Origin of the sequence: Streptomyces sp. HUAS CB01 (genome assembly GCF_030406905.1) — a bacterium.
In the GTDB taxonomy this organism is placed as follows: Bacteria; Actinomycetota; Actinomycetes; order Streptomycetales; family Streptomycetaceae; genus Streptomyces; species Streptomyces chengbuensis.
In genome coordinates this window covers 3198229-3223991 of sequence record NZ_CP129137.1, presented here as the reverse complement: position 1 = coordinate 3223991, position 25763 = coordinate 3198229, and the positions used below count along the sequence as shown (strand labels likewise).

Sequence of the window (25763 nt, the reverse complement as noted above, 5' to 3'; positions counted from 1 at the left end):
GACCGCTCCGAGAGGAGTCCAGGGATGAATGCGGGATCGGCTCATGGCGGGTTCGTCACCGTGCGCGGCCGCGGCTACCGGCTGGACCAGGTCGACCGGTACGTCGAAGCGCTGGCGCGGGAGCGTGACGAGGCGTGGCAGCGGGCGGCGCGCTTGACCCGGGTGGTGGAGGAACTGGCGGCGGAGGCCGTGTCGCTGCGGCAGTTCGCCGAGGCGCTGGGGCCGCCGACGTACGAACCACTCGGTCCGCGCGCCCAGGAGGTCCTCGACCTCGCGGAGAAGGAGGCGGCCGCTGTGCTGTCCACCGCGCGGGAGGAGGCGCGGACCGCGTGCGAGGCGGCGGAGGCCGAGGCGCGCCGCGTGCGGGAACTGGCGGCGGTGCAGGCGGGGCAGACGTGCGAGGAGGCGGACTCGCGGGCGCGGCGGACGATCCTGTCGGCACGGGCCACGGCGGAGGAACTTCGCGACGCGGCCCGGGTGGAGGCCGCGGCGGAACGCGGTGAGGCGATGGCCGTTCTGGAGGCGACCAGGTGCCGCGCGGCCGGAATGCTCAAGGAGCTCGACCGGATGCGGGTGTCCCGCCGTTACGAGGCGGAGCGGGAACTGTCGGCGCGGGAGGCGGAGTCGGCGGAGCGGTACGGGGGACTCACGGCGCGGGCGCAGGCCCGGCTGTCGGAGGCGCTGTGCACGTTCGCGGAGGCCGAGGAGTCCGCGCGGCGCGGCCAGGAGGAGGCGCAGGCGCTGGCGGCCCGGCTGATGGAGGAGGCGGGTGTGCGCGCGGCGCGTGTCTCCCGGGAGACGGACCGGGTGCTGCGTGAGCACGTACAGCGCGCCGAGGAGATCCACGCGCATCTGGACCACATCCGCGAGGGGCTGGCGAGCCTCACCGAACGGCCGCCGTCGCGGGACTGACCGCCGGACCGTCCGCCCCTCCCCTCGGGATCGCCCGGACCGTCCGCCCCTCCCCTCGGGATCGCCCGGACCGTCCGCCCCTCCCCTCGGGATCGCCCGGACCGTCCGCCCCTCCCCTCGGGAGCGGCGGACGGTCCGGGTCCGGTGGAGCGGGGGAGGTCCGGGCGTTCAGTCGTCGTCGCGGCCCGTCGTCGCCCCGGCGAGGATCGCCGGCTCGATCTCGGCGTACCGCTCGCGCTGGGCGGACGCCTCGCGCGGGGAGCGGATGCTGCCGTACCAGCCGGCCAGGAAGCCCGCGGGGACCGACACCAGACCCGTGGTGGTGTACGGGAACCAGTTGAAGTCGTGGTCGGGGAACACGGACTGCGGCGAACCGGAGACCAGGTTGCTGCCGGTCATCAGCAGGAGCGCGGTCCCGGCGCCCACGATCAGGGTCCACAGCAGGCCCTCGCGGGTGTAGCGGCGCCAGAACATGCTGAAGACGAGCGCGGGCGCGACCGCGGACGCGCCGATGCAGAAGGACAGCGTCACCAGTGCCTGCAGGTTCCAGTCCTGGACGATGGCCGCGAGCGCGATGGCGAGGAGTCCGACGCCGGCCGCGGCGCCGCGGGCGATGGCCATCTCGGCGGTGTGCGAGACGGTGGTCCGGCGCAGTCCGTGGGCGATGAGGTCGTGCGCCAGGGTGTTGGCGCAGGCGAGGGTGATCCCGGCGACCGAGGCCAGCAGGGTCAGGAAGATCGCCGTCGCCACGGAGGTGAACACGAGGGATTCGAGCATGTTCGCGTCCGCGCCGAGCACGGCCTGGCTGACGAGCAGGAACGCGGTCTTGCCCTGCGGGTCGGCGAGGACGAGGTTCTTGTGGCCGACGACCGCGGCCGCGCCGAAGCCGATGACGACGAGGAGCAGACACGTCACGACCACGGTGGACACGGCCCAGGACATCGAGCGCCGCACGGCGGTGGCGCTGCGCGCGGTGAACATGCGCATCGTGATGTGCGGCAGCACCGCCGCGCCGAGCACGACCGTGAGCTGGGCGCTGATCATGTCGATCTCGTCGCCGCCGAACTGCAGCCCGGAGGTGAGGTAGAGGTCGCCCGCCCCGCTGCCCTTCTTGGCCGCGTCGAGCAGCCCGGGGAGGCTGAAGTCGAAGCGGTCCAGTACGAGTACGGCGATGACGGTGGCGGAGCCGAGCAGGACGACGGTCTTGACGATCTGGATGAAGGCGGTGCCCTTCATTCCGCCGATCGCCGCGTACGAGATCATCAGCACGCCGAGGAACACGATGGCGCCGGTCTTGAAGCCGTCGGCGTCGAAGCCGAGGACGAAGGCGAGGAGGTCGCCGGCGCCCGCGAGCTGGAAGACCACCAGGGGCAGCAGTGCGGCGAGGGTGACCGCGCAGGCGGCGATGCGCACGGCGGGGCCGGGGGTGCGGCGGGTGAGGATGTCGCCCATCGTGAACCGGCCGGCGTTCCGCAGGGGTTCGGCGAGCAGGAACATCATCAGCACCAGGGAGAGCACGGTGCTCAGGGCGAGGGTGAGGCCGTCGTAGCCGACGAGGGCGATGACGCCGATCGTGGCGAGCACGGTCGAGGCGGAGATGTAGTCGCCCGCGATGGCCAGGCCGCTCTGCATGGGGGACAGCGAGCGGTAGCCGGTGTAGAACTCGCCCAGGTCGTCGCGGTCGGGGCCGGTCATCACGCACAGCAGCAGCGTGATGGTGATGACGGCGATGAACGCGACGAAGGACATGGTCTGGGCGTCGGAGTTGAAGCCGCTCATGTGCGCATGCCTCCCGTGGGCCGGTCCCAGGCGGAGCCGCCGGGGCGGTGCCGGCTGCCCTGCCGGTCCGCGGATGTCGTGTCGTGCCGGTCCTCGTGGGCGGTCCGGATGGCCGAGGCGAGGGGGTCGACCCGGTCGCGGGCGATGCGCTCGTAGACCGCGATGGCGACCAGGGTCACGGGCAGCGTGAGGAGTCCGAGCAGCACCCCGGTGGTGAGGCCGCCGCTGATGCCGTCGGTCATGAGGCCGGGCGCGTAGCCGGACAGGAGGAGGAAGAGGACGAAGTAGCCGAGTGCGGTGAGGGTCGCGACGCGGCGGAGCCTGCGGTAGCCGGAGCGCAGCCGGGGCAGCCCGTCGTCCGGGACGTGGCGGGACGGCTCGGCGTACGGGTCCGGGTACGGCGCGGCAGGGGCTTCGCCGAACGGGTCGCCGAACGGGTCGCCGAACGGGTCGTTGAACGGGTCGGCGTACCGGTCGGCGTGTCCCCGGTCGGGCGGTGGCTGCGGCGCGTGCCAGGGCTGCCGCGACGGGCCGGGAGGATCGGGGAAGTAGGGGTCGTACGACATCGTGCTGCTCCTTGCGGCGGCCCGAGGGAGGCCGGGCTCCCCCGTGCGCGGGCGCGCGGGGGCGAGGGTGTCAGGGGCGTGGAGCGCGTACGTTACTTGCCGGTACAGGGCTGGCGTAAGAGGATTACCGACCGGGAGGTATGTAGGTTTGGCAACGGTCGTGTCACGCCCCGCACACGACCCCGCCCCAGGTCAGACGTCGGGCTGCGGCTCCTTGAGGACCGGGAACCTGCGCGGTGCGAACAGCAGGGCCAGCAGCGCGAGTGCCGCCGCTGCCGCGGCGCCGACGAAGACGAGGTCGACCGCCGCCGCCACGGCGCGGCGGAGACCGTCGTCCGGGGTGCCGTCCGCCGGTGCGTGGGCGACGGAGTCCAGATCGCCCGCTCCGCCGAGGCGGGCGGCCAGCACCGCGTTGGCGAGTGCCCCGAAGAGCGCGGCGCCGACGCTCTGCCCGACCTGACGGCAGAACAGCAGGGACGCCGTCGTCGTACCGCGCTCGGCCCACGGCACGGTCGACTGCACACCGACGAGCAGCGGCAGCTGGAAGAAGCCGAGGGCCGCCCCCAGCAGCAGCATGATCAGCGCCGGTTGCCACGGTTCGCCGGGGTACGGCAGCAGCGGGAACGCCAGCAGGACCGCCAGCGCGGCACCGATGCCGGTGAGGGCCGTGTTGCGGAACCCGATGCGGTTGTAGAGGCGGTTCGAGAACGCGGCGCTGACCGGCCAGCTCAGGGTCATCACGGACAGCACGAACCCGGCCGCGACCGGCCCGAGCCCGAGGACCGACTGGGCGTACGTGGGCAGGAACACCGTCGGGGCGACCATCAGCAGCCCGAGCGCGCCCAGGGCCAGGTTCACGACGGCGATCGTGCGCCGCCGCCACACCCAGCCGGGGATGATCGGCTCCGCCGCCCGCCGTTCGACGAGTACGGTCACCGCGGCGCAGACCGCGCTCGCGCCGAGGAGGCCGAGCGACGGGGCGGAGAGCCAGGGCCAGGCCACACCGCCCTGCACGAGCGCGGTGAGGAGCAGCGTCCCGGTGAGGAAGATCGTGAGGGCGCCCGGCCAGTCGATCCGCGGCCGTGGCCGTGGCAGCCGGTCCCGTACCGGCTCCACGAGATGACGGGCGATCAGCCAGAGCGCGACCCCGCCGACGGGGAGGTTGATCAGGAAGATCCACCGCCAGTCGGCCCAGGCGGCGAGCAGGCCGCCGACGGCGGGGCCCGCGACCGCCGAGGCCGCCCACACCGTGGACAGCTTCGACACGATGCGGGGCCGCTCCTTCAGCGGGTACAGATCGGCGGCGATCGTCTGGATCGTGCCCTGCAGTGCTCCTCCGCCGAGTCCCTGGACGACGCGGAACGCGATGAGCGACGCCATGTTCCACGCGGCCGCGCACAGCAGCGAACCGGCCAGGAACAGCACGATGCCCACGATCAGCACGGGCTTTCGGCCGAAGGTGTCGGAGAGCTTGCCGTAGACGGGGAGCGTGACCGTGACGGCGAGCAGATAGCCCGAGAACAGCCAGGAGAAGACGGAGAAACCGCCCAGGTCGCCGACGATCTGGGGGACGGCGGTCGCCACGACCGTGCCGTCCAGGGCCGCGAGGGCCATACCGAGCATCATTGCGGCGACCACCGGCCCGCGGCGGCGTGCCGCCCCGGCGGGCGCCGTGTTCGTACGGTCGGTGCCTCCGTTGCCCGTACTCCGTGCAAGGGGCCTGTCCGTGCCCGCTGGTGCGCTCGCGCGGCCGTCTTCGTCGCCCGCGCGGTGCGTGCCGGCACCGCTGCCGGGCCCGGTCTTCGCGCCCCGGTCCGCCCCCGCGTCCCCGCCGGTGCCCGCGTTCCCGTTCCCGTCCGCGCCCGCGTCCCCGCCCCCGTCCATCGAGATCCCTTCCCTATGCACGTATCTCTGCGCGACACACCCTCTCACCTCACGCTGCCCCCGGGGGAGAGGTGCGCTTTCAGGGACGGTTGCCCGTGCGGAGCCGCGGACCCCTAGGGGGACCTCCTCACTACCGGCCAGGGACCGCTCGTCCCCCTGGAGGACGAGCAGGCCACGAGGCCTTCCTTACCGTGGACTCACCTCGGCGCACGGCTCCCGGGCCGCCGTGGGGGGGTGGGGAAAACCCCCGCCTGGAACTGCGCTGCGCACCAGCGCGCCGGGACCGTTCCTCCCCGCACACTCGAACCGCACGCGGCGCGCTCAGCTCCCGCCACTGACCGACATAGGAGACTTACCGTGACAACGGCTGTGACCATTCCCAGGCACGGGGGTACTGGAGGGCGTACGGCCGTCGCGGCTCGAGCGCGACAGGTCGTGAAGGCGTACGGATCCGGCGAGACGCGGGTCGTCGCGCTCGACCACGTCGACGTGGACGTCATGCGGGGGCAGTTCACCGCGATCATGGGCCCGTCGGGCTCGGGCAAGTCCACGCTGATGCACTGCCTCGCCGGACTCGACGACGTCACCTCGGGCGAGATCCACCTCGACGAGACCGAGATCACCCGGCTCAAGGACAAGAAGCTCACCCGGCTGCGCCGCGACCGGATCGGCTTCATCTTCCAGGCGTTCAACCTGCTGCCCACGCTCAACGCCCTGGAGAACATCACGCTTCCCATGGACATCGCGGGCCGCAAACCGGACGCGGCCTGGCTGAACCGGGTCGTGGAGACGGTCGGGCTCGCCGACCGGCTCAAGCACCGCCCCAACCAGCTCTCGGGCGGCCAGCAGCAGCGCGTCGCCGTGGCCCGCGCCCTCGCCGCCCGGCCGGACATCATCTTCGGCGACGAGCCGACCGGGAACCTGGACTCCCGCGCCGGTGCCGAGGTCCTGGGCTTCCTGCGCCGGTCCGTCGACGAACTCGGCCAGACCATCGTCATGGTCACCCACGACCCCGTCGCCGCCTCCCACGCCGACCGCGTGCTCTACCTGGCCGACGGCCGGATCGTCGACGAGATGTTCAACCCCACGGCCGATCAGGTCCTCGACCGCATGAAGGACTTCGACGCCCGGGGACGGACGTCGTGACCGTGCTCAAGACCTCGCTGCGCAACCTCGCCGCGCACAAGGGACGCATGGCGCTGTCCGCCGTCGCCGTCCTGCTGTCCGTGGCCTTCGTCTCCGGCACGCTCGTGTTCACCGACACGATGAACACCACCTTCGACAAGCTCTTCGCCGTGACCGCCGCCGACGTCACCGTCAGCCCCGAGAGCGCCGAGACCGACGACGAGACCCCGCAGAGCGGCCGCCCCGAGACCCTGCCCGCCTCGCTGCTGCCGACAGTGGGGAAGGCCGAGGGCGTCAAGTCCGCCGAGGGCGCCGTCGTCTCGATGAGCGTCACCGTCGTCGACGCCGACAACAAGAACATGGGCTCCAGCAACGGCGCACCCACGATCGCCGGCAACTGGACGCGGGGCGACCTGCGTTCGATGGAGATCACCTCCGGCCACGCCCCGCGCGGCCCCACCGACGTGATGGTCGACGCCGACACCGCCGAGAAGCACGGACTCGGACTCGGCGACAAGCTGCGCACCATCGCCGTCACCGGTGACTTCACGGCCACGATCTCCGGAATCGCCTCCTTCAAGGTCACCAACCCCGGCGCGGCCGTCGTCTACTTCGACACCGCCACCGCCCAGCGGGAACTCCTCGGGGGAACCGGCCGGTTCACCCACATCGCGGTCACCGCCGAGCCCGGCATGAGCCACGAGCAGCTGAAGAGGAACGTCGCCGCGGCGGCCGGCGGACCGTACCGGTTCCAGACGCAGGCCGAGGCGGCGGACGCGGGTCGCGAGGACGTCAGCGGCTTCCTCGACGTCATGAAGTACGCGATGCTCGGCTTCGCCGGGATCGCCGTCCTGGTCGGCATCTTCCTCATCGTCAACACCTTCTCCATGCTGGTCGCCCAGCGCACCCGCGAGATCGGTCTGATGCGCGCCATCGGGTCGAGCCGCCGCCAGGTCAACCGCTCGGTCCTCGTCGAGGCGCTGCTCCTCGGCCTCGTCGGGTCCGTCGCCGGTGTCGGCGCCGGTGTGGGACTCGCCGTCGGCCTGATGGAGCTCATGTCCTCGATGGGGATGAACCTCTCCACCTCGGATCTGACCGTGAAGTGGACGACGCCCGCCATCGGCCTCGCGCTCGGGGTCGTCGTCACGGTTCTCGCCGCCTGCATCCCGGCCCGCCGGGCCGGCAAGGTCCCCCCGATGGCCGCGCTGCGCGACGCCGGCACCCCCGCGGACGGCCGGGCCGGACGCGTGCGGGGCGTCGTCGGCCTGGTCCTCACGGGCACCGGCGGCGCGGCCCTGTGGGCGGCGACGCGGGCCGGTGAGGCAGCGGAGGGTTCGATGTGGCTCGGCCTCGGTGTCGTCCTCAGCCTCATCGGCTTCATCGTCGTCGGCCCGCTGCTGGCGGGCGGCGTGGTGCGGGTCCTCGGCGCGGTCGTCCTGCGGGTCTTCGGACCGGTGGGGAAGATGGCCGAGCGCAACGCGCTGCGCAACCCGCGCCGCACCGGCGCCACCGGCGCCGCGCTGATGATCGGCCTCGCCCTCGTCGCCTGCCTGTCCGTGGTCGGCTCGTCCATGGTGGCCTCGGCGACGGAGGAACTCGACAAGTCCGTCGGCGCCGACTTCATCGTCCAGTCCACCAACGGGCCGATCATGCCGCAGGCGCAGCGGGCCCTGGAGAAGGCGCCCGGTATCGCCCACGTCACCGAGTACAAGGGTGTCAGGGCGACGATCACCGCCCCCGACGGGACGTCCACGGACGACGAGTGGCTGGTCGCGGCGGACCCGACGTACGCGCAGGACCTGCGCCGGGAGACGGTCGCCGGAGACCTGAAGGCGGCCTACGGCAGGGACGCCATGTCCGTCGGCGAGACGTACGCCGGGAAGCACGGGGTGAAGGTCGGCGACACGATGACCGTGGCGTTCCGGGGCGGGGAGACCGCGAAGCTGAGGGTCGCGGCCGTCACCTCCGACGACACCAACGTCGACAAGGGCGCGATGTACCTGTCCATCGCCACCGCCGAGCGGTACTTCACGCCCGAGCGGATGCCGAAGAACATGATGATGTTCGCCGAGGCCGAGCAGGGCAAGGAGAAGGAGGCGTACCAGGACCTCAAGGACGCCCTCGCCGCCTACCCGCAGTACCGGGTGCTGGACCAGACGGACTTCAAGCAGGACCTGAAGGACCAGGTCGGCCAGATGCTGAACATCGTCTACGGCCTGCTCGCGCTCGCCATCATCGTCGCCGTCCTCGGGGTCGTGAACACGCTGGCCCTTTCGGTGGTCGAACGGACCCGGGAGATCGGTCTGATGAGGGCCATCGGCCTCTCCCGCCGCCAGCTGCGCCGGATGATCCGCCTGGAGTCGGTCGTCATCGCGCTCTTCGGCGCCCTGCTCGGGCTCGGTCTGGGCATGGGCTGGGGCACCGCGGCGCAGAAGCTGCTCGCCCTGGAGGGTCTCGGTGTCCTCGACGTCCCGTGGCCGACGATCCTGTACGTCTTCGTGGGGTCGGCGTTCGTGGGACTGGTCGCCGCGCTGGTGCCGGCGTTCCGCGCCGGCCGCATGAACGTCCTCAACGCCATCGCCACCGAGTAGTCGCGGCGGTCCGTAGGATGAGGGCTCCGGCCCGGTGAGCGTCCTCCACGCTCACCGGGCCGGAGCCGTTGCGTCGGTCGTCGGTCGTCCACCGACCGCCGTCCGGCGGCTACCGCCCGGGCGGTACGCGCCGGACGCCACGAGCGGCCGTCTCCACGAGCGCCCGCCGGTCCGCACCCGCGCGACCGAGCCGACGCCCCGCGCCCGCCCCCGCCCGCGTCAGCCGCCCCGGCCGGAGCGTGCCCGAAGCGATGGGCAAACGCATGCCCGACGCGATGAGCGAGCGCGTGCCCTTCAGCCCGCTCCGGGCGACGGCTCGCCGGAAGCCGTGGCCTCCTGCGGGCCGCTCGGGGTCGCGGACCCGCCCGGGCCGGGCGTCGGGCCGTCCGTGGCCGTGGGGGGTGTGCTCGGTGTGGGGCTGCCGGCCGGAGCGGTCGGGGGGACGGACGGGGACTCCGAGCCGGACGCGGTCGGCGTCGGCGGCGGGACCGACGGCGACGGCGTCGCCGGGGACGCGCCGGGGGAGGGCGGGGCCGGCGTCGCGGAGCTGCCGTTGCCCGAGTCCACGGGCCTCGGCGGCGCGGCCGGCGCCGTGGAGCCCTGCGGGGTCAGCTGCACCGCCGCCACGCCCGCGCCGCCCGCGAGCACGCACACCGCACAGGCCGCGGCGACGGCCGTCCGGCGTGCCCTGCGGCGGGCGCCCAGCGCCGACACCCGGCCGGGCGGCGCGGGCGCGGCCAGCGCCCCGCCCGCCGCGGCGGCCCGCTTGAGCGCCTCCGCCAGTGGGGCTTCCTGCTCGTCGAAGTCAGACACCGTGCTCCTCCGCCATGGTCGCGCCGACCCTGCCGGCCGCGTCGTCGAGATGGGGTGCGAGTGCGGCCCTCGCGCGGAACAGGTGGGACTTCACGGTCCCGGAGGCCATGCCGGTCTCCGCCGCCACCTGGTCCACGGACAGATCGCACACGTAGTGCAGGACGGCCACCCGCCGCTGCCGCTCGGGCAGCCGCCGCAGCGCCGCGACCAGGGCGACCGTGTCGGGGTCCGGCTCCGGCACGGCCGGTGCCCGGCCCTGCTGGTGGTGCCGCCGCCAGGCCGCCGCGGCCCGTACCCCGCGACGCCACCGGCTGATCGCCAGGCGCCGGGCGACCGTGCGTATCCAGGCGTCCGGAGCGGCCTCCGCCCGCAGGGCGGACCGCCGCCCCCAGGCGCGTACGAACGCCTCCTGGACGACGTCCTGGGCCTCGTGGAGATCGCCGGTCATCAGATACACCTGGCCGACCAGCTGTTTCACGGAGCGTGCGTAGAACTCCTCGAACTCGTCGTCGGTCAATTGCGGCTCCGTCGGTGCTGGTCGGTGGTGAGATCTCACGCGGTATACGCACCGGGGGTCGGCCCGGGTTTACCCGCCCCGCGAGATTTCCGGCGGGCGTACCCTGGAGATCCCCGGCCCGGCCCTGGTCCTCGACACAGGGAACCCCAGACGTGTCGGGCTGTTCGCGTTGCCCACCCTCTTTCGGACCCCGGACGGATACCCCTTCATGAGCCTGCACGGTCTGCTCGACGCCGTCGTCAAGGACCCCGCCCTCGTCGAAGCGGTGAAAGCCGCGGGCGACGGTCACCGGCACCACGTCGACCTGGTCGGACCGCCTGCCGCCCGGCCCTTCGTCGTGGCCGGCCTGGCCCGCGAGGCATCCCGGCCCGTGCTGGCCGTGACCGCGACCGGCCGCGAGGCCGAGGACCTGGCGGCGGCGCTGCGGTCGCTGCTCGATCCGGACACGGTGGTGGACTACCCCTCCTGGGAGACCCTGCCGCACGAGCGGCTCTCCCCCCGCTCCGACACCGTCGGCCGGCGGCTGGCGGTGCTGCGCCGGCTCGCGCACCCCCGCGCCGACGACCCGGCCGCGGGTCCGGTCAGCGTCGTCGTCGCTCCCGTACGGTCCGTGCTGCAGCCCCAGGTCAAGGGCCTCGGGGACCTGGAACCGGTGTCCCTGCGCACCGGTCAGACCGCCGACCTCGAGGACATCGTCGCGGGGCTCGCCGCCGCCGCGTACGCGCGGGTGGAGCTGGTCGAGAAGCGCGGCGAGTTCGCCGTGCGCGGCGGCATCCTCGATGTGTTCCCCCCGACCGAGGAGCACCCGCTCCGGATCGAGTTCTGGGGCGACGACGTCGAGGAGATCCGCTACTTCAAGGTCGCCGACCAGCGCTCGCTGGAGGTCGCCGAGCACGGGCTCTGGGCGCCGCCGTGCCGTGAGCTGCTGCTCACCGACGAGGTGCGGCGGCGGGCCGCGGCCCTCGCCGAGGCCCACCCGGAGCTCGGCGAGCTGCTGGGGAAGATCGCCGAGGGCATCGCCGTCGAGGGCATGGAGTCCCTCGCCCCCGTCCTCGTGGACGACATGGAACTGCTGCTCGACGTCATGCCCGAGGGTTCGATGACCGTGGTGTGCGACCCCGAGCGGGTCCGCACCCGGGCCGCCGACCTGGTGGCCACGTCGCAGGAGTTCCTGCAGGCGTCGTGGGCCGCGTCGGCGGGCGGGGGCGAGGCGCCGATCGACCTCGGCGCGGCCTCCCTGTGGGGGATCGCGGACGTACGGGACCGGGCGCGCGAGCTCGGCATGATGTGGTGGTCCGTGTCGCCGTTCGCCGTGGACGAGGAGCTGGCGGACGACACCCTGACGCTCGGGATGCACGCCCCGGAGACCTACCGGGGCGACACCGCCCGCGCTCTCGCCGACACCAAGGGCTGGCTCGCCGACGGCTGGCGCACGGTCTTCGTCACCGAGGGCCACGGAACGGCGTCCCGCACCGTCGAGGTGCTGGGCGGCGAGGGCATCCCCGCCAGGCTGGAGGCGGACCTCGGTGAGATCGCCCCCTCCGTCGTCCATGTGGCCTGCGGCTCCGTCGACCACGGATTCGTCGACCCGGGTCTGAGGCTCGCGGTGCTGACGGAGACCGATCTGTCCGGGCAGAAGGCCGCGGGCAAGGACGGCGCGCGGATGCCGACCCGCCGCCGCAAGCAGATCGACCCGCTCACCCTGGAGGCGGGCGACTACATCGTCCACGAGCAGCACGGCGTCGGCCGCTATCTGGAGATGGTGCAGCGCACCGTCCAGGGCGCCACGCGCGAGTACCTGCTCGTCGAGTACGCCCCCGCCAAGCGCGGGCAGCCCGGCGACCGCCTCTACATCCCGACCGACCAGCTGGAGCAGGTCACCAAGTACGTCGGCGGCGAGGCGCCCACGCTGCACCGGCTCGGCGGCGCCGACTGGACGAAGACGAAGGCGCGCGCGAAGAAGGCGGTCAAGGAGATCGCCGCCGACCTGATCAAGCTCTACAGCGCCCGGATGGCGGCGCCCGGGCACACCTTCGGCCCGGACACGCCCTGGCAGCGGGAGCTGGAGGACGCGTTCCCGTACGCGGAGACCCCCGACCAGCTGACCACCATCGCCGAGGTCAAGGAGGACATGGAGAAGTCGGTGCCGATGGACCGGCTGATCTGCGGCGACGTCGGCTACGGCAAGACGGAGATCGCGGTGCGCGCCGCCTTCAAGGCCGTCCAGGACGGCAAGCAGGTGGCGGTGCTCGTCCCGACGACGCTGCTGGTGCAGCAGCACTTCGGGACGTTCTCGGAGCGCTACTCCCAGTTCCCCGTCGTCACCCGCGCCCTGTCCCGCTTCCAGTCGGACACGGAGGCGAAGGCGACCCTGGAGGGCCTGCGGGACGGCTCGGTCGACATCGTCATCGGCACGCACCGGCTGTTCTCGTCCGAGACCAAGTTCAAGGACCTGGGCCTGGTCATCGTCGACGAGGAGCAGCGGTTCGGCGTCGAGCACAAGGAGCAGCTGAAGAAGCTCCGCGCGAACGTCGACGTCCTGACGATGTCCGCGACCCCCATCCCCCGGACCCTGGAGATGGCGGTCACCGGCATCCGCGAGATGTCGACGATCACCACCCCGCCCGAGGAGCGCCACCCGGTCCTGACGTTCGTCGGCCCGTACGAGGAGAAGCAGATCGGGGCCGCGATCCGGCGCGAGCTGCTCCGCGAGGGCCAGGTGTTCTACATCCACAACCGGGTCGAGTCGATCGACCGGGCGGCGGCGCGGCTGCGGGAGATCGTCCCCGAGGCGCGGATCGCCACCGCCCACGGCCAGATGGGCGAGAGCGCGCTGGAGCAGGTCGTCGTCGACTTCTGGGAGAAGAAGTTCGACGTGCTCGTCTCGACGACGATCGTCGAGTCCGGCATCGACATCTCCAACGCCAACACGCTCATCGTGGAGCGCGGCGACAACTTCGGCCTCTCGCAGCTGCACCAGCTGCGCGGCCGGGTCGGCCGCGGCCGGGAACGCGGCTACGCGTACTTCCTCTACCCGCCGGAGAAGCCGCTCACCGAGACCGCGCACGAGCGTCTGGCGACGATCGCCCAGCACACCGAGATGGGCGCGGGCATGTACGTCGCGATGAAGGACCTGGAGATCCGCGGCGCGGGCAACCTCCTCGGCGGCGAGCAGTCGGGCCACATCGCGGGCGTCGGCTTCGACCTCTACGTCCGCATGGTGGGCGAGGCGGTCGCCGACTACCGGGCCTCCCTGGAGGGCGGGGCGGAGGAGGAGCCCCCGCTGGAGGTCAAGATCGAGCTGCCGGTCGACGCGCACGTCCCGCACGACTACGCGCCGGGCGAGCGGCTGCGCCTCCAGGCGTACCGGGCCATCGCCGCCGCGAACTCGGAGGAGGACGTCACGGCGGTGCGGGAGGAGCTCGTCGACCGCTACGGCAAGCTGCCGGAGCCGGTGGAGAACCTGCTGCTGGTCGCCGGGCTGCGGATGCTCGCCCGGGCCTGCGGCGTCGGCGAGATCGTGCTCCAGGGCCCGAACATCCGCTTCGCGCCGGTGGAGCTGCGCGAGTCGCAGGAGCTTCGGCTGAAGCGGCTCTACCCGCGCACGGTGATCAAGCCGGCGGTCCAGCAGATCCTGGTGCCGCGGCCGACGACCGGCAAGATCGGCGGCAAGCCGGTGGTCGGGCGGGAACTGCTGGCGTGGACGGGTGAGTTCCTGACGTCGATCCTCGGCTCGTAGCCGGGGCGGGCCCGGCACCGGCGCCGCCTGCACGGTGGCCGGGGCGCTCGGGTGCGGCGGGGTGCGGGGTGCGGGGTTCTCGGGGTAGGGCGGGGCTCGGGGTAGGGCGGGGCTCGGGGTACGGGGTTCTCTGGGTGCGGCGGGCCGGGCCTCTGGCGGCGCGGGGCGCGGCACCGGCCGGGCGGGCGTGCCCCGGGTTGCGGTGCCGTGGCCCCGGCGGCTGTCGGGTGCGGGGATGCTCGGGGTACGGCGGGCCGGGCTGAGCCGTGGGAGGCGTCGGGGCGAGGCGTGGGGACGCGGGCGCGGAAGCCGCACGGGCCGTACGGGTGCGGCGTCACGGCGGGGCGACGCGCGGGCGCGGCCGGGATGCGAGCCGCCGGAGGCCCTCTCTCGGGGCCCGCCTGTTCGACGGGCCGTCAGAACCGGTCTCGCGAGAGCGCGGCCGGGATGCGAGCCGCCGGAGGCCCTCTCTCGGGGCCCGCCTGTTCGACGGGCCGTCAGAAACGGTCTCGCGAGAGGACATCGGGGCGCGGCGGCGTACGGCCCCGGGTCGCCGGACCCGCCCCGTGGCGCAGACGGTGTGGCCCGTTCGGGGCACGGCTCGCCCGGACGGATCAGGCCCGGGCGACGGCGGCGACGGGACGTGTTCGGCTTGGCTCGCGAGGGCTGTGTCCCGCGTGGCCGGCCGTACCGCCCAGCAGTGAGGAGCCTTTGATGTCTCGTCAGCACGTTCCGGCCGTCGTCGGTCTCGTGGCGGGCGCTCTGGTCACGGTCCCCGTCACTGCCGTCGGCGCCGCACCGTCGCCCCCTCCGCCGCAGCAGCAGAGACCCCCGGCGTCCGCGCCCGTGGCCCCCGCCGCCCCGGCCGCTCCCGCCGTCCCCGTGCCCCCCGCCGCCGGGGTCGTGCCGCCGGCTCCGGCGCCTTCCGGCCCGGGTGCGGCCCCGCCGGTTCCCCCGGCCCCTCCCCGGCAGGCGCCGCAGGCGGCCGCCCCGTCCCCCGCCGCGTCGGGAGGCGCCGCCGTGGGCCCGAAACCGCCGGGACCCGCCAGGCCCCCCACTCCGGTCCCTCCCGCCAAACCCGCCACTCCCGCCAAACCCGCCACTCCCGCCAAGCCGGCCGTTCCCAGCAGGCCCGCCGTGCCGCCGAAGCCCGCGGTCCCCGGCATCGTCGACGTACCGTGCTCCGTCCCCCATCTCCTCACCGCCATCCGCGCGGCCAACGGAACGGCCGCCCCGGAGACCCTGCGGCTCGCGCCGGGCTGCACCTACCGGCTCACGGCCGGGGCCAACCCCTTCCACCCCGTCAACGGACTGCCGGTGGTCACCGGCACGCTGACCGTCGACGGCCAGGGGGCGACGATCACCCGCGCCGCGACCGCGCCGAGGTTCCGCATCCTGCTCGTCGCCAGGACGGGGCGGCTGACGATGTACGACACCACGATCAGCGGTGGAAGCGCGACCGACTGCCCGGCCTACCCGGACGTCCCCGGCATGGCCTGCGGCGGGGGGATCGCCAACCTCGGGCAGATGTTCCTGACCCGCAGCAGGGTGACCGGCAACCGGGCCGAGTCGAAGCTGTACGCGCAGGGGGCCGGTATCGACAACCCCGGCAACGCCACGGTCCGCAGCTCGGTCGTCAGCGGCAACACCGTCGCCTACTCGGGATCGGACCGGGGCGGTGCGGCGGCGGGCGGCGGCATCGCGAACGACGGGCCGCTCACGGTCGAGGGCGCCCAGGTGATCAACAACGTGGCGTGGGCGAGGGAGGGCACCCGGAGCTTCGCGTTCGGCTCGGGTCTCGCCGGCATGGCGCAGAGCACCGTCAAGAACTCCGTGGTCAGGAACAACCGTTCGTCCGCTCCGGGTGGGTTCGCCCGTGCCGCGGTCACCAACAGCGCACCGGCGGCGTCCGGCGGGATGACCGTCACCGGCAGCTTCGTACGCGGCAACGTCGCCGACGCCCCGGACGGGACGGCCCAGGGCGGCGGCATCACCAACTCCGCCTCCATGACCGTCGACAACACCCACATCAGCGGCAACACGGTGACGGCGCAGGGCGGCACGGCACGCGGCGGCGGCATCCGGCTCGGGCCCGGGAGCCAGCTGAAACTGCTGCGCAGCTCCGTCGTCGGCAACGTCGTCGACGCCGCCGAGGGCGTGGCGCAGGGCGGCGGAGTGGACAACCCGGACGGCGGCACGCTGGCGAGCACCGGCGCGAGGATTCTGAACAACACCGTGACCGCGCAGGACGGCACGGCGCTCGGCGGCGGCCTCTACCACGCGGTGGGCACGTCGACGCTGGACCGGACCGTCATCAACGGCACCCGTGCCATCGACGGCGGCGGCATCTTCCGCCGGTCGGGGACCGTCCGGCTCCTCGGCTCCCAGGTCATGTTCAACACCCCGAACAACTGCAGGCCGACGGACTCCGTGCGCGGCTGCGTCGGCTGACGCCCCCGAGGCCCCGAGCTACTCCGCCGCCCGGATCTCCCGGGCGCGGCGGACGTGCGTCCCTCCCGGTTCGCGTCCGGCCCTTCCTCCCGGTCCTATCTTGCCATTGACAAGTTCTGGCCGGCCGGAGGAATCTGGTCAGCGTCAAGATGGCTCGGGAGCACGACGGGGGAGAGGGAACGCCATGGCTGACGAGAACGCACGGACACGGCAGATGTGGCATCTGCTGGAGCCGTTGCACGCGGTCCTGTACTACGCGCCCGAGGTCGTCGCGGAGGCCCGCGCACTCGGCTACGGCACCTCCGAGCGGTGGCCCGGCTACTTCGCCTGGCGCGCCGCACCGCTCGGCACGCCCGACGCCGCGGAGGTGACCGCCGCGTTCCACAGCTTCAGCCCGCGCATGGTCGCCGAGCACGTACCGGTCGCCTGGGACGTGGCCGCCCCGGACAAACTGCTGGAGGCCCGTGTCCGCGCGGTCGGCGAGGCGTACCGCACCGTCCTCGGGAGCGAGACGGTGACCGGGCCCGCGCTCGCCCAGGCCGCCGCCCTGGCCCGGCGCGCCGCCGAGGCGGCCGACACCGGGGGCCGCCCGCTCGCCGCGGCCAACGCGGCCCTGCCCTGGCCCGAGGAGCCGCACCGCGCACTGTGGCACGCCGCGACGGTCCTGCGCGAACACCGGGGCGACGGGCATGTGTCCGCGCTCGTCGACGCCGGGCTCGACCCGGTCGAGTCCCTCGTGTCGTTCGCCGCGATCGGCGCTGCGCCGGTCGGGGTGTTCTCCAGCCGCGGCTGGAGCGACGGCGCATGGGCCGCGGCCCGGGAACGGCTCGCGGCACGCGGGCTGCTGGGGGCCGACGGCACCGCGACGGAGGCGGGCCGCTCGCTGCGTGCCCGGGTGGAGCGCCGTACCGACGAACTGGCCGCCGCTCCCTGGCGGGCACTGGGGGAGTCCGACACCACCAGGCTCGCCGAACTCCTCGGCCCCCTCTGGGTGGCGGTCCTCAGCTCCGGACTGCTGCCGCGCGAGACGACGCTGGGCATCGGCAAGGTCTGAGCTCGGGGCCCCACGAGGACGCCGTGTCCCGCACTCCGGCCCTGCTCCGGCGACGCTGCACGGGCTGCCACCGGCCGGCGCCCCGGCGGCTGCACGGGCTGCCACCGGCCGGCGCCCCGGGCCTCGCCGCCGGCGGTCGTTCATCAGTGCCCCCTCCCGTGCGGCCCGTCGCCGGCCGGGGCTGCGGCCCTCGCCCCGGCGGCGGCGCGGGCCGTTGGGGGCCTCGCCCCGGGGCTGCCCCGGCCGAGTCCCCGGCGGCCCGCCGTTCGCCGGGATCCGGCCCCCGCCCGGGGCCGTCGTTCCCTAGGATCCCTGCGTGCCCGATTCCCTGCGCAAGTCCCGCCCGGCGCTGTTCGCCGTCGTCCTGTCCGCCGCCGTCCTCGCGGGCTGCGTACCCGGTTCCGGAGCGTCCGGTGGGGCGGACTCCGCCGCCGGCCCGTCGGCGGGCGGTGCGACGGGTCCGCTCGCCAACCCGGACGGCACGAAGCCCGGTCTCGCGCCCCTGACCGCCGAGGCGGACCGTGCGGAGGCCCGCAGGGTCGTGGAGGGACTGACGGTCAAGGGCCGCGGCCCCAGGACGGGTTACGACCGCGACGAGTTCGGCCGGGCCTGGACGGACACCGCCGACGGGGTACCCCTGGCGCGGAACGGGTGCGACACGCGGAACGATCTGCTGAAACGCGACGGCCGGGAGCTCCGTTTCCGGGACGGTTCCGACTGCGTCGTCGTCTCCATGACCCTGCACGACCCGTACACCGGCAAGACCGTCGAGTGGCGCAAGCGCGATGCCGCCGAGGTGCAGATCGACCATGTGGTGCCGCTCTCGTACAGCTGGCAGATGGGCTCCTCCCGCTGGTCGGAGAGCAGGCGCCGGCAGTTCGCCAACGACGCGCTCAACCTCCTGCCCGTCGAGGGTCGCGCCAACTCGGCCAAGCGCGACTCGGGCCCGGCCTCCTGGCTTCCCCCGGAGCGGCGGATACGGTGCGCGTACGCGGTCCGCTTCGCCCAGGTGGCGCTCAAGTACGAGCTGCCGGTCACGGCGGCGGACAAGCGGATGATGCTGCGTCAGTGCGGGGGCTGAGAGACATCGGAGGGTGAGGTCGTTTGCTGTACGAACACCGCGGGCGGCGTCCCGTCGTCCCCGCGTCGGCGTACGTGGCCCCCTCCGCCGTCCTGTGCGGGGCCGTCGTCCTGGGCGAGAGGGCCCGGGTCCTGCACGGGGCCGTGCTCACCGCCGAGGACGGCGAGGTGCGGACCGGCGCCGACGTGGTGGTCATGGAGAACGCGCTCGTCCGCGGCCGGGCGGGGCATCCTGCCGTCATCGGGGACGCCGTCCTCGTCGGGCCGCACGCCCACGTCAACGGGGCGACCGCCGAGGACGAGGTGTTCGTGGCGACCGGCGCGGCGATGTTCCCCGGCGCCGTCGCCGGGGCGGGATCGGAGCTGCGGATCAACAGCGTGCTGCACGTCAACTCGCGGCTGGAGCCGGGGACGGTCGTCCCCATCGGCTGGATCGCCGCCGGCGACCCCGCGGAACTCTTCTCGCCGGACCGCCACGACGAGCTCTGGGAGAAGCAGCGGGAACTCGACTTCCCCGGGACGGTCCACGGCGTCCCGCGCGGCACCTCGATGCGGACGATCATGGCGCGCCAGGCCGCGTACTACGGAGCCCACCGGGACGACCGCCGCCTCGACGGCTGACGTGCGCCTGCGCGGTCTCCGCTCCGCACAGGCGCGTCAGGGCGTACGGGCCGCCGGCCTCCCGGGCGTCCGGCGGCGTCCCTCCGGGCGCGGGTGGCCTCCCTGCCGGACGCGGCGGCAGTCACTCCGGACACGGAAAGGCCGGGAAGGCCGCCCCCCTCCGTGCGGCCTTCCCGGCTGTCCCCCGCTCCTCGCGGGCCCCGCTCAGCCGAGGTCCACGATGTCCTTCTTGGCCGGCCTCTTCACGGGCACCGGCTTGTCGAACTCCGAGAAGGCCATGTCGATCGGCTCGGCGCCTCCGGTCACCTGGAACCGGAGCAGGTACGGCGTGCCCTTCGCGGCCACGTGGGCGGTGGCCTTCTCGCCCCGGTACGACTCCGTGAGGACGACCGTCGGCGTGCCGTTGACCGCCGACCCGCCGGCCCGCTTCGCCTCGGTGTCGTCGGCCTTGAACCCCTCGAGGTAGCTGTCGAGGTCGCAGAACTGCGCGAGGTCCTTGGCGTCCTCGGCGTCGGCCTTCTCCTGCACCCACTTGCCGAGCAGCATGTCCAGGGCGGCGCGGGTCTCCGCCTCGGAGCTGCCCTCGGTCTGCGAGCGCAGCATCTTCTCGTCGAAGCGCAGGTAGACCGTGTCGCCGGTCTTGATGAGTTCCGTCGTGCCCTCCGTGCCCATGTGGAGGGTTCCCGCGCAGTCACCCTTGGTGTCCACCGCGAGGTCTCCCCGGACCGGGCCGTCCGCGGTCTTCATGCTGACCTTGAGTCTGAGCGCGGTCGCCTGCTTCGTCGTGGTGATGGCCTTGTTGAGGATCTCGGGACCCGAGAGGCCCGGGTAGGGGCCGGACTCGGAACTCGGCTTGCTCTCCTCGGCCGCCTGGTCGAGCGGCCCGCACGCCGTCAGCGCGAGGGCGGAGGCGGCGCACAGCGAGGCCAGGGCGAGGTGCTTGGTGCGGTTGGGCGGAACGGCGGGCATGGCGGCTTCTCCGTGGGGCGGGTGTGGGCGGGACGGGTCGTGCTGGGGCGGGGGGTGAGGGGGAGGGGCCGGAGGCTCAGAGCTTCAGGTCCCAGACGCTGGCGTTGTACTCGAAGCCGGGGCTGACCTCGACGGTCAGGTTCTCGGCGTCGGCGGGGGCGTCGAAGGCCCAGACGGCGGTGACCTTCTTGCCGGGCAGGATCGTGCCGGTGAAGGGCTCGCCGACCTTGCCGTCGTAGATCGCCTCGGCCTTCACGCCCTCCTTGCCGGCGCGGGCCTCGGCGGTCACGAGCGCGGCCTCGAACTTCTCCTTGCCGCTGTTCTCGATGACGACGCTGACCTTGTAGGCCTTGTTGCCCCTGGTGTGGCCGATGGCGAACTCGCCCGGCGTCCAGGCCTTCGCCTCGGACACGGTGATGGTCAGGTCGTCGTCGTAGACGGCGGAGTCGCCGGCGGCGAGGGCCTTGCCGGTCGCGTCCTCGCCGTCCTTCGCCTTCTCCAGCGGCTTGTCGCTCCCGGCGGGCTTCTTGGCGGCGGGCGACCCGGACGTGACCTTGTTGATCTCGTCGACGGCCTCGTCCACGGCCTTGAACGTGATGACCGCGCCGACCACCGACAGGGCAAGGGCCACCAGGCCGAGTACGACGCCCGCGACGGTGACGCCCTTGTTGGTGGCCTCGCCGCGCTTCAGCCGGCCCTTCGCCGAGAGGCCGAGGATCAGCCCGATCAGGCCGAGGATGCCGGCCAGCCAGAAGAAGAACGGAATCAGACCGGACAGGGTGCCGATGATCCCCAGGATCAGCGCGGCGGTACCGAGGCCGTTGCGGGCCGGACCGGCCGGCACGGGCGCCTGCGGGAACGGGGGCTGCTGCGTGTGCTGGGACATGGGTGTCCTCCAAGGGACGTGTCATCGGCGCCGGTTGCAGCGGTCAACGGGCGCCGCGTGGTCGGGGCCGTTCGACGGCCCAGCGGTGCGACGGGTCAATAAGAGCAGAGCTTGTGAACCGAGTCAACACGGTTCACGCGATTCAGGTTCACACACACTGTGAAGCGATGCGTCTTGCGGGCATCGCTATGCTCGGTGTCACATCAGGGCCGATCGGGTCGCCGACGGAGAACAGGAGCAGCCCGTGCCGGAGAACGCAGCAGAGGTGACCGCTGCCGGGATCGCCCGGCTGGCGGGTGTCGGGCGTGCCGCGGTCAGCAACTGGCGGCGCCGGCACGCCGATTTCCCCAAGCCCGTCGGCGGCACCGAGACCAGCCCGTCCTTCGCGCTCCCGGAGGTCGAGGAGTGGCTGCGAGCCCAGGGCAAGCTCGCGGAAGTGCCGCTGCGGGAAAGGGTCTGGCAGCAGCTCTCCGGCCATCCGGCGGGCGCGGTCAACGCGTTGGGGCACGCCGGCCGCGTACTGCTGCTCGTGCGTGACCGGCCCACGGCCTGGCTGGAGTTGGCCGCCGTGTCGGACAAGCGGCTGCTCGCCGTGCTCCCCGCGGCCCTGGACCCCGTGCTCGAGACCCGCTTCGGTGACCAGCGTGCCGCCGTGCCGACGCCCACCTCGGCTGAACTGGAACCGTCGGTGCCCCTCCTGCGGGGCGCCGCCGAGCTCGCCGCCGAGATCGGCGCCCGCCAGGCGTTCGAGTTCCTCCTCGGCCGTCACCTGGACGCCAACCCCCGCCAGTACACGCTCACTCCGACCGGTCCGGCCGAACTGATGGCCGCCCTCGCCGGTGCGGACAACCCGGGCCGGACCGTCCTCGACCCCGCCTCCGGCACGGGCGAGCTCCTGCGCGCCGTACGGCAGCCCGCCGCCCTGTACGCCCAGGACGCCGACCCCGAACTGGCCTCGCTCACCGCGCTGCGCCTCGCCCTGCACGGCGATGCCGACATCCGGGCGGCCGCCGGCGACACCCTCCGCGCCGACGCCTTCCCCGGACTCACCGCGGACGCCGTGCTCTGCCACCCGCCGTTCAACGAGCGCAACTGGGGCCACGACGAACTCGCCTACGACCCCCGCTGGGAGTACGGCTTCCCGGCCCGCACCGAGTCCGAACTGGCCTGGGTGCAGCACGCGCTCGCCCGGCTGCGCCCGGGTGCCACGGCGGTGCTGCTGATGCCGCCGGCCGTCGCGTCCCGCAAGTCGGGCCGCCGGATCCGCGCGGACCTGCTGCGGCGCGGGGCCCTGCGCGCCGTCGTCTCCCTGCCCGCGGGGGCGGCGCCGCCGTACGGCATCCCGCTCCACCTCTGGGTGCTGCGCCGCCCGGTCGCCGGCGAACGCCCCGGGCAGGAACTGCTCCTGGTCGACACCGCCGAGCTCGCGGAGCCGGGCGGCGGGCGCGACAAACTCGACTGGCAGGGCGTGCAGCGCACGGTCCTCGACGCCTGGCAGCCCTTCGACCGCGACGGCGGCGTGGAGGAGCAGCCCGGCCGGAGCCGCTCCGTGCCCGTCATCGAACTCCTCGACGACGACGTGGACCTGGCCCCGGCCCGCCATCTGCCGCCGCCCGCGGCCGGGGGAGGCGCGGCGGAGCTCACCCGTGTGCGCGAGCGGCTGACCGAGACGCTGAGGCTCACCGGCGACCTCACGCCCGAGGCCGCCGTGCCGGTGGCGGAAGGGCCGGCGGTCCGCCCCGGCACCACCGTCGGCGAGCTGGTCCGGGCGGGAGCCCTGGAGCTGCGGTCCGGCGGTACCGGCACCGGAGCGGTGCCCGTCCTCACCGAACAGGACGTCCTCGACGGCACCGCGCCCTCGGGGGTGCTCCCCGAGGGTCCGGCACCCGGCGAGGAGCCCGTCGAGCCGGTCCTGCTCCGGGCCGGGGACGTCGTCGTACCCGTCCTCGGCGTCGGCCCGTCGGCCCGGGTCGTCGACGAGACCACGGCCGGGGCCGCGCTCGGCCGCAACCTCCAGCTGCTGCGCCCCGACCCCGCGGCACTGGACCCGTGGTTCCTCGCGGGCTTCCTGCGGGGCACCGCGAACAACCGCCAGGCGAGCAGCTACGCCTCCACCGCCACCCGCCTCGACGTGCGCCGTCTCCAGCTGCCCCGGCTGCCGCTCGCCGAACAGCGCCGCTACGGGGACCGCTTCCGGGCACTCGCCGAGTTCGAGACCGCGCTGCGCCTCGCGGGGCGGCTGGGCGAACGGCTGGTGCAGGGGCTGTACGACGGGCTGACCGACGGCACGGTCGAGGCCTGACCCCGCGGGGCGGCGACGCCGGGCCCGGGCGGTCCCGAGCCCCGCGGCCGGGGGTCCGGCGGCCGGCTGGTACCGACGCCGTCGGCCGGCCGTCCTGACACCGTGTGGCCGGGCCCGCCGTGGCGTGATCGGTTCAACAACGGTTCGGTACAACCCACGGCCGGATGCCGGTGTCGATGTATACGCTCGGACCTCGTCCCATGAGCAGTCCGTGAACTCACGCCAGTGAACACACCAGTCCCAGGAGCAGCCATGCAGGGCCACGGCCACGGCTACCCGCCTCGTCCAGCCGGGCGCCCCTCCGACGGCACGCTCGTCACCCTGCGCGTCGTCTTCATCGCGCTGGCCGTGCTGAGCTGCAGCCTGCTCGCCTGGGTGCCGATGCTGCGGCTGGCGATCGTCACCCGCAAGCCGGTCGACTGGATCCTCTTCTGCGCCACCGTCGCGGCCAACGTGGGACTGCTGATCTTCGCCGGGGTCTCCACCCCGGAGGACGGGGAGATGACCGACGCCGTGGCCTTCACCTTCCTCGGCTGGGTCACGCTCGTGATGGTCGGGACCATCACGTACTACGTGATGGCGGAGACCCGGCACTACGAGCGGCTCTCCGCCGGCCCGGGGCCGGTCGCCGGCTACGGACTGCCGCCGCACCCGGCCGCGTCGGGGTACGGCTATCCGCAGACCGCCCCCCAGGGCACCGGGGCGTCGACGCCGAATCCGTACACCGCGCCGGTGCAGCCCCCTCCCGTGCCGCGGCAGTCGCCCTCCAGGTCCGGGCCGCAGCCGTCGGCCTCGGGCGGGGTCCCCGGACCGACCCCGGGCCATGAGCCGAACCGGCGCATCGACCAGGTCCGCGCCGAGCTCGACGAACTCAGCGACCTCCTCCGCAAGGAGCCCCGCCCCGACGGCGGTGACCGGTGAACGGACGCGTCATCGCCGGACGTTACGAACTCTCCACCGTCATAGGCCAGGGCGGCATGGGCCAGGTCTGGACGGGTTACGACCAGCGGCTCGACCGCCGCGTGGCGGTGAAGCTGCTCCGGCCCGACCACATGGCGCCCGCCACGGCCGCCGACGAGATGCGGCGCCGCTTCGTCCGCGAGTGCCGCGTCACCGCCCAGGTGACCCACCCGGGCCTGGTCACCGTGCACGACGCCGGCAGCGACCACGACGACCTGTACCTCGTCATGCAGTACGTCGAGGGCGCGGACCTCGCGGACCACCTGGCCGAGCACGACCCCTACCCCTGGGAGTGGGCCGTCTCCGTCGCCGCCCAGCTCTGCTCCGTGCTCGGTGCCGTGCACGCCGTCCCGATCGTCCACCGGGACCTCAAGCCGCGGAACGTGATGGTGAAGCCGGACGGCACGGTCACCGTGCTCGACCTCGGCGTGGCCTCCGTCATCGACACGGACACCACCCGCCTCACCCACACCGGATCGCCGATCGGCAGCCCCGCGTACATGGCGCCCGAGCAGGCCATGGGCGGCGCCGTCGGGCCGTACACGGACCTGTACGCCCTCGGCGTGCTGCTCCACGAACTGCTCAGCGGCAACGTGCCGTTCGCGGGCTCCACCGCGCTCGGCGTGCTCCACCGCCATCTCTACGAGCCCCCGCTGCCGGTACGGCAGCTCCGGCCCGAGATCCCCGAGCAGCTCGAGGCGCTGGTGCTGCGGCTGCTCGCCAAGGACCCGCAGCACCGGCCCTCGGGCGCCCAGGAGGTGTACGAGGCGCTGACACCGCTGCTGCCCACGCGGCACGGCGCGCCCACCGGTCCGCTCGATCCGACCCGCCCCTTCCTGCGCCCGCACGCGCCCTGGCCGGACCGGGCGACGGCCCCGCCACCGCCCGATCCGCGCGTGGTGGCCGCGGCTGCCCCGGCGGCCGACCGCCCCGATGTCGCCGCCGCCGTCGACGAGGTCAAGCGCCTCCTCGGCGAGGGCAGCATCACCCGTGCCGTCGACATCCTCGGCGGCATCCTCCCGGCGGCCGCGGCGGAGCACGGGGAGCAGTCCCCGGTCGTCCGGATCCTGCGCAAGCAGTACGCGACGACGCTGATGGACGACGGCCAGTACCGCCGGGCCCTGCCCGAGCTGCGCCGTCTCGCGGACGACCGGGCCGCTGAGGCGGGGCCGGGCGACCCCCAGACGCTCCAGTTCCGCTACGACGCCGCGCAGTGCCTGGAACAGCTGGGGGAGACGGCCGCGGCGCTCGCCGAGTACCGGTCGGTGCTGCCGTACTACGAGAGCCTTCACCGGGCCGGGGGGGACCCGGCACGGGCCTTCGACATCCGGCACCGGATGGGGCATCTGCTGCTGGCGATGGGCGACCACACCGCAGGCCATCAGCAGTTGCAGAACCTGCTGTTCGACACGGAACGCGTCTACGGCCCCGGTCACCCGCTCGCCGTCGAGCTGCGCCGGTCGCTGGACCGGCAGCGCCAGTTCCGCACCGGCTGAGGGCGCCGGGGCGCTGCC

The 25763-nt window shown here is 73.7% G+C and carries 18 protein-coding genes; 11 read left to right on the top strand and 7 right to left on the bottom strand.

The window, feature by feature from the left end; genetic code table 11:
• Positions 1-24 precede the first annotated feature (24 nt).
• A complete protein-coding gene (locus tag QRN89_RS14175; protein ID WP_290349738.1) occupies positions 25-912 on the top strand; it encodes a hypothetical protein in 888 nt (295 codons plus the stop codon).
• A 168-nt stretch (positions 913-1080) separates the two neighbouring features.
• Here the strand turns inward: QRN89_RS14175 and QRN89_RS14170 are convergent, their stop codons facing one another.
• The 3 genes from QRN89_RS14170 to QRN89_RS14160 form a co-directional block, all read right to left on the bottom strand.
• The gene (locus QRN89_RS14170; RefSeq protein ID WP_290349737.1) at positions 1081-2691 is read right to left on the bottom strand and encodes a sodium/solute symporter; all 1611 of its coding nucleotides are present in this window, start codon (positions 2689-2691) and stop codon (positions 1081-1083) included.
• Positions 2688-3257, bottom strand: a complete 570-nt coding sequence (locus QRN89_RS14165) for a DUF485 domain-containing protein (protein ID WP_290349736.1) — start codon at positions 3255-3257, stop codon at positions 2688-2690. Before QRN89_RS14165 ends, QRN89_RS14170 begins: the two co-directional genes overlap by 4 nt.
• A 192-nt stretch (positions 3258-3449) precedes the next feature.
• On the bottom strand, positions 3450-5141 hold the full coding sequence (locus tag QRN89_RS14160) for an MFS transporter (protein ID WP_290349735.1): 1692 nt from the start codon (positions 5139-5141) through the stop codon (positions 3450-3452).
• A gap of 357 nt (positions 5142-5498) precedes the next feature.
• Between QRN89_RS14160 and QRN89_RS14155 the strand changes: the two genes are divergently transcribed.
• Both QRN89_RS14155 and QRN89_RS14150 read left to right on the top strand, forming a co-directional pair.
• Entirely contained in the window at positions 5499-6287 is a 789-nt protein-coding gene (locus tag QRN89_RS14155; RefSeq protein ID WP_290349734.1) for an ABC transporter ATP-binding protein, read from the top strand.
• Entirely contained in the window at positions 6284-8857 is a 2574-nt protein-coding gene (locus tag QRN89_RS14150) for an ABC transporter permease (RefSeq protein WP_290349733.1), read from the top strand. The genes QRN89_RS14155 and QRN89_RS14150 overlap by 4 nt, the downstream gene beginning before the upstream one ends.
• A gap of 294 nt (positions 8858-9151) precedes the next feature.
• Here the strand turns inward: QRN89_RS14150 and QRN89_RS14145 are convergent, their stop codons facing one another.
• Both QRN89_RS14145 and QRN89_RS14140 read right to left on the bottom strand, forming a co-directional pair.
• A complete protein-coding gene (locus QRN89_RS14145) occupies positions 9152-9670 on the bottom strand; it encodes a hypothetical protein (RefSeq protein WP_290349732.1) in 519 nt (172 codons plus the stop codon).
• The gene (locus QRN89_RS14140; protein WP_290349731.1) at positions 9663-10187 is read right to left on the bottom strand and encodes a SigE family RNA polymerase sigma factor; all 525 of its coding nucleotides are present in this window, start codon (positions 10185-10187) and stop codon (positions 9663-9665) included. The genes QRN89_RS14145 and QRN89_RS14140 overlap by 8 nt, the downstream gene beginning before the upstream one ends.
• Before the next feature lie 208 nt (positions 10188-10395).
• On the opposite strand from QRN89_RS14140, the gene mfd reads away from it, so the two are divergent.
• From mfd to QRN89_RS14115, 5 genes are all read left to right on the top strand, one after another.
• Complete coding sequence (gene mfd / locus QRN89_RS14135) at positions 10396-13926, top strand: transcription-repair coupling factor (RefSeq protein WP_290349730.1); 3531 nt, start codon at positions 10396-10398, stop codon at positions 13924-13926.
• Between the two features lie 1137 nt (positions 13927-15063).
• Complete coding sequence (locus QRN89_RS14130) at positions 15064-16377, top strand: hypothetical protein (protein ID WP_290349729.1); 1314 nt, start codon at positions 15064-15066, stop codon at positions 16375-16377.
• Positions 16378-16561: 184 nt separating this feature from the next.
• Positions 16562-17431, top strand: a complete 870-nt coding sequence (locus tag QRN89_RS14125; RefSeq protein WP_290349728.1) for an SCO6745 family protein — start codon at positions 16562-16564, stop codon at positions 17429-17431.
• Positions 17432-17747: 316 nt separating this feature from the next.
• A complete protein-coding gene (locus QRN89_RS14120; protein WP_290349727.1) occupies positions 17748-18512 on the top strand; it encodes an HNH endonuclease family protein in 765 nt (254 codons plus the stop codon).
• Positions 18513-18535: 23 nt separating this feature from the next.
• Positions 18536-19132, top strand: a complete 597-nt coding sequence (locus QRN89_RS14115) for a gamma carbonic anhydrase family protein (RefSeq protein ID WP_290349726.1) — start codon at positions 18536-18538, stop codon at positions 19130-19132.
• A 204-nt stretch (positions 19133-19336) separates the two neighbouring features.
• Here the strand turns inward: QRN89_RS14115 and QRN89_RS14110 are convergent, their stop codons facing one another.
• Complete coding sequence (locus QRN89_RS14110; protein WP_290349725.1) at positions 19337-20101, bottom strand: hypothetical protein; 765 nt, start codon at positions 20099-20101, stop codon at positions 19337-19339.
• A gap of 76 nt (positions 20102-20177) precedes the next feature.
• Positions 20178-20987: a DUF4352 domain-containing protein gene (locus QRN89_RS14105; RefSeq protein ID WP_290349724.1), complete on the bottom strand. Its 810-nt coding sequence runs from the start codon at positions 20985-20987 to the stop codon at positions 20178-20180.
• A 244-nt stretch (positions 20988-21231) separates the two neighbouring features.
• On the opposite strand from QRN89_RS14105, the gene QRN89_RS14100 reads away from it, so the two are divergent.
• From QRN89_RS14100 to QRN89_RS14090, 3 genes are all read left to right on the top strand, one after another.
• Positions 21232-23289 carry an N-6 DNA methylase gene (locus QRN89_RS14100; protein WP_290349723.1) on the top strand — a complete coding sequence of 686 codons (2058 nt, stop codon included), beginning with the start codon at positions 21232-21234 and terminating at the stop codon, positions 23287-23289.
• Between the two features lie 252 nt (positions 23290-23541).
• Positions 23542-24210, top strand: a complete 669-nt coding sequence (locus tag QRN89_RS14095; protein ID WP_290349722.1) for a hypothetical protein — start codon at positions 23542-23544, stop codon at positions 24208-24210.
• The gene (locus QRN89_RS14090) at positions 24207-25745 is read left to right on the top strand and encodes a serine/threonine-protein kinase (protein WP_290349721.1); all 1539 of its coding nucleotides are present in this window, start codon (positions 24207-24209) and stop codon (positions 25743-25745) included. The genes QRN89_RS14095 and QRN89_RS14090 overlap by 4 nt, the downstream gene beginning before the upstream one ends.
• Positions 25746-25763 lie beyond the last annotated feature (18 nt).

Excerpts from the sequence above, each read along its gene's own strand:
- QRN89_RS14175 (WP_290349738.1), top strand. The coding sequence starts at position 25 with ATGAATGCGGGATCGGCTCATGGCGGGTTCGTCACCGTGCGCGGCCGC.
- QRN89_RS14170 (WP_290349737.1), bottom strand. The coding sequence starts at position 2,691 with ATGAGCGGCTTCAACTCCGACGCCCAGACCATGTCCTTCGTCGCGTTC.
- QRN89_RS14165 (WP_290349736.1), bottom strand. The coding sequence starts at position 3,257 with ATGTCGTACGACCCCTACTTCCCCGATCCTCCCGGCCCGTCGCGGCAG.
- QRN89_RS14160 (WP_290349735.1), bottom strand. The coding sequence starts at position 5,141 with ATGGACGGGGGCGGGGACGCGGGCGCGGACGGGAACGGGAACGCGGGC.
- mfd (WP_290349730.1), top strand. The coding sequence starts at position 10,396 with ATGAGCCTGCACGGTCTGCTCGACGCCGTCGTCAAGGACCCCGCCCTC.
- QRN89_RS14125 (WP_290349728.1), top strand. The coding sequence starts at position 16,562 with ATGGCTGACGAGAACGCACGGACACGGCAGATGTGGCATCTGCTGGAG.
- QRN89_RS14110 (WP_290349725.1), bottom strand. The coding sequence starts at position 20,101 with ATGCCCGCCGTTCCGCCCAACCGCACCAAGCACCTCGCCCTGGCCTCG.
- QRN89_RS14105 (WP_290349724.1), bottom strand. The coding sequence starts at position 20,987 with ATGTCCCAGCACACGCAGCAGCCCCCGTTCCCGCAGGCGCCCGTGCCG.
- QRN89_RS14095 (WP_290349722.1), top strand. The coding sequence starts at position 23,542 with ATGCAGGGCCACGGCCACGGCTACCCGCCTCGTCCAGCCGGGCGCCCC.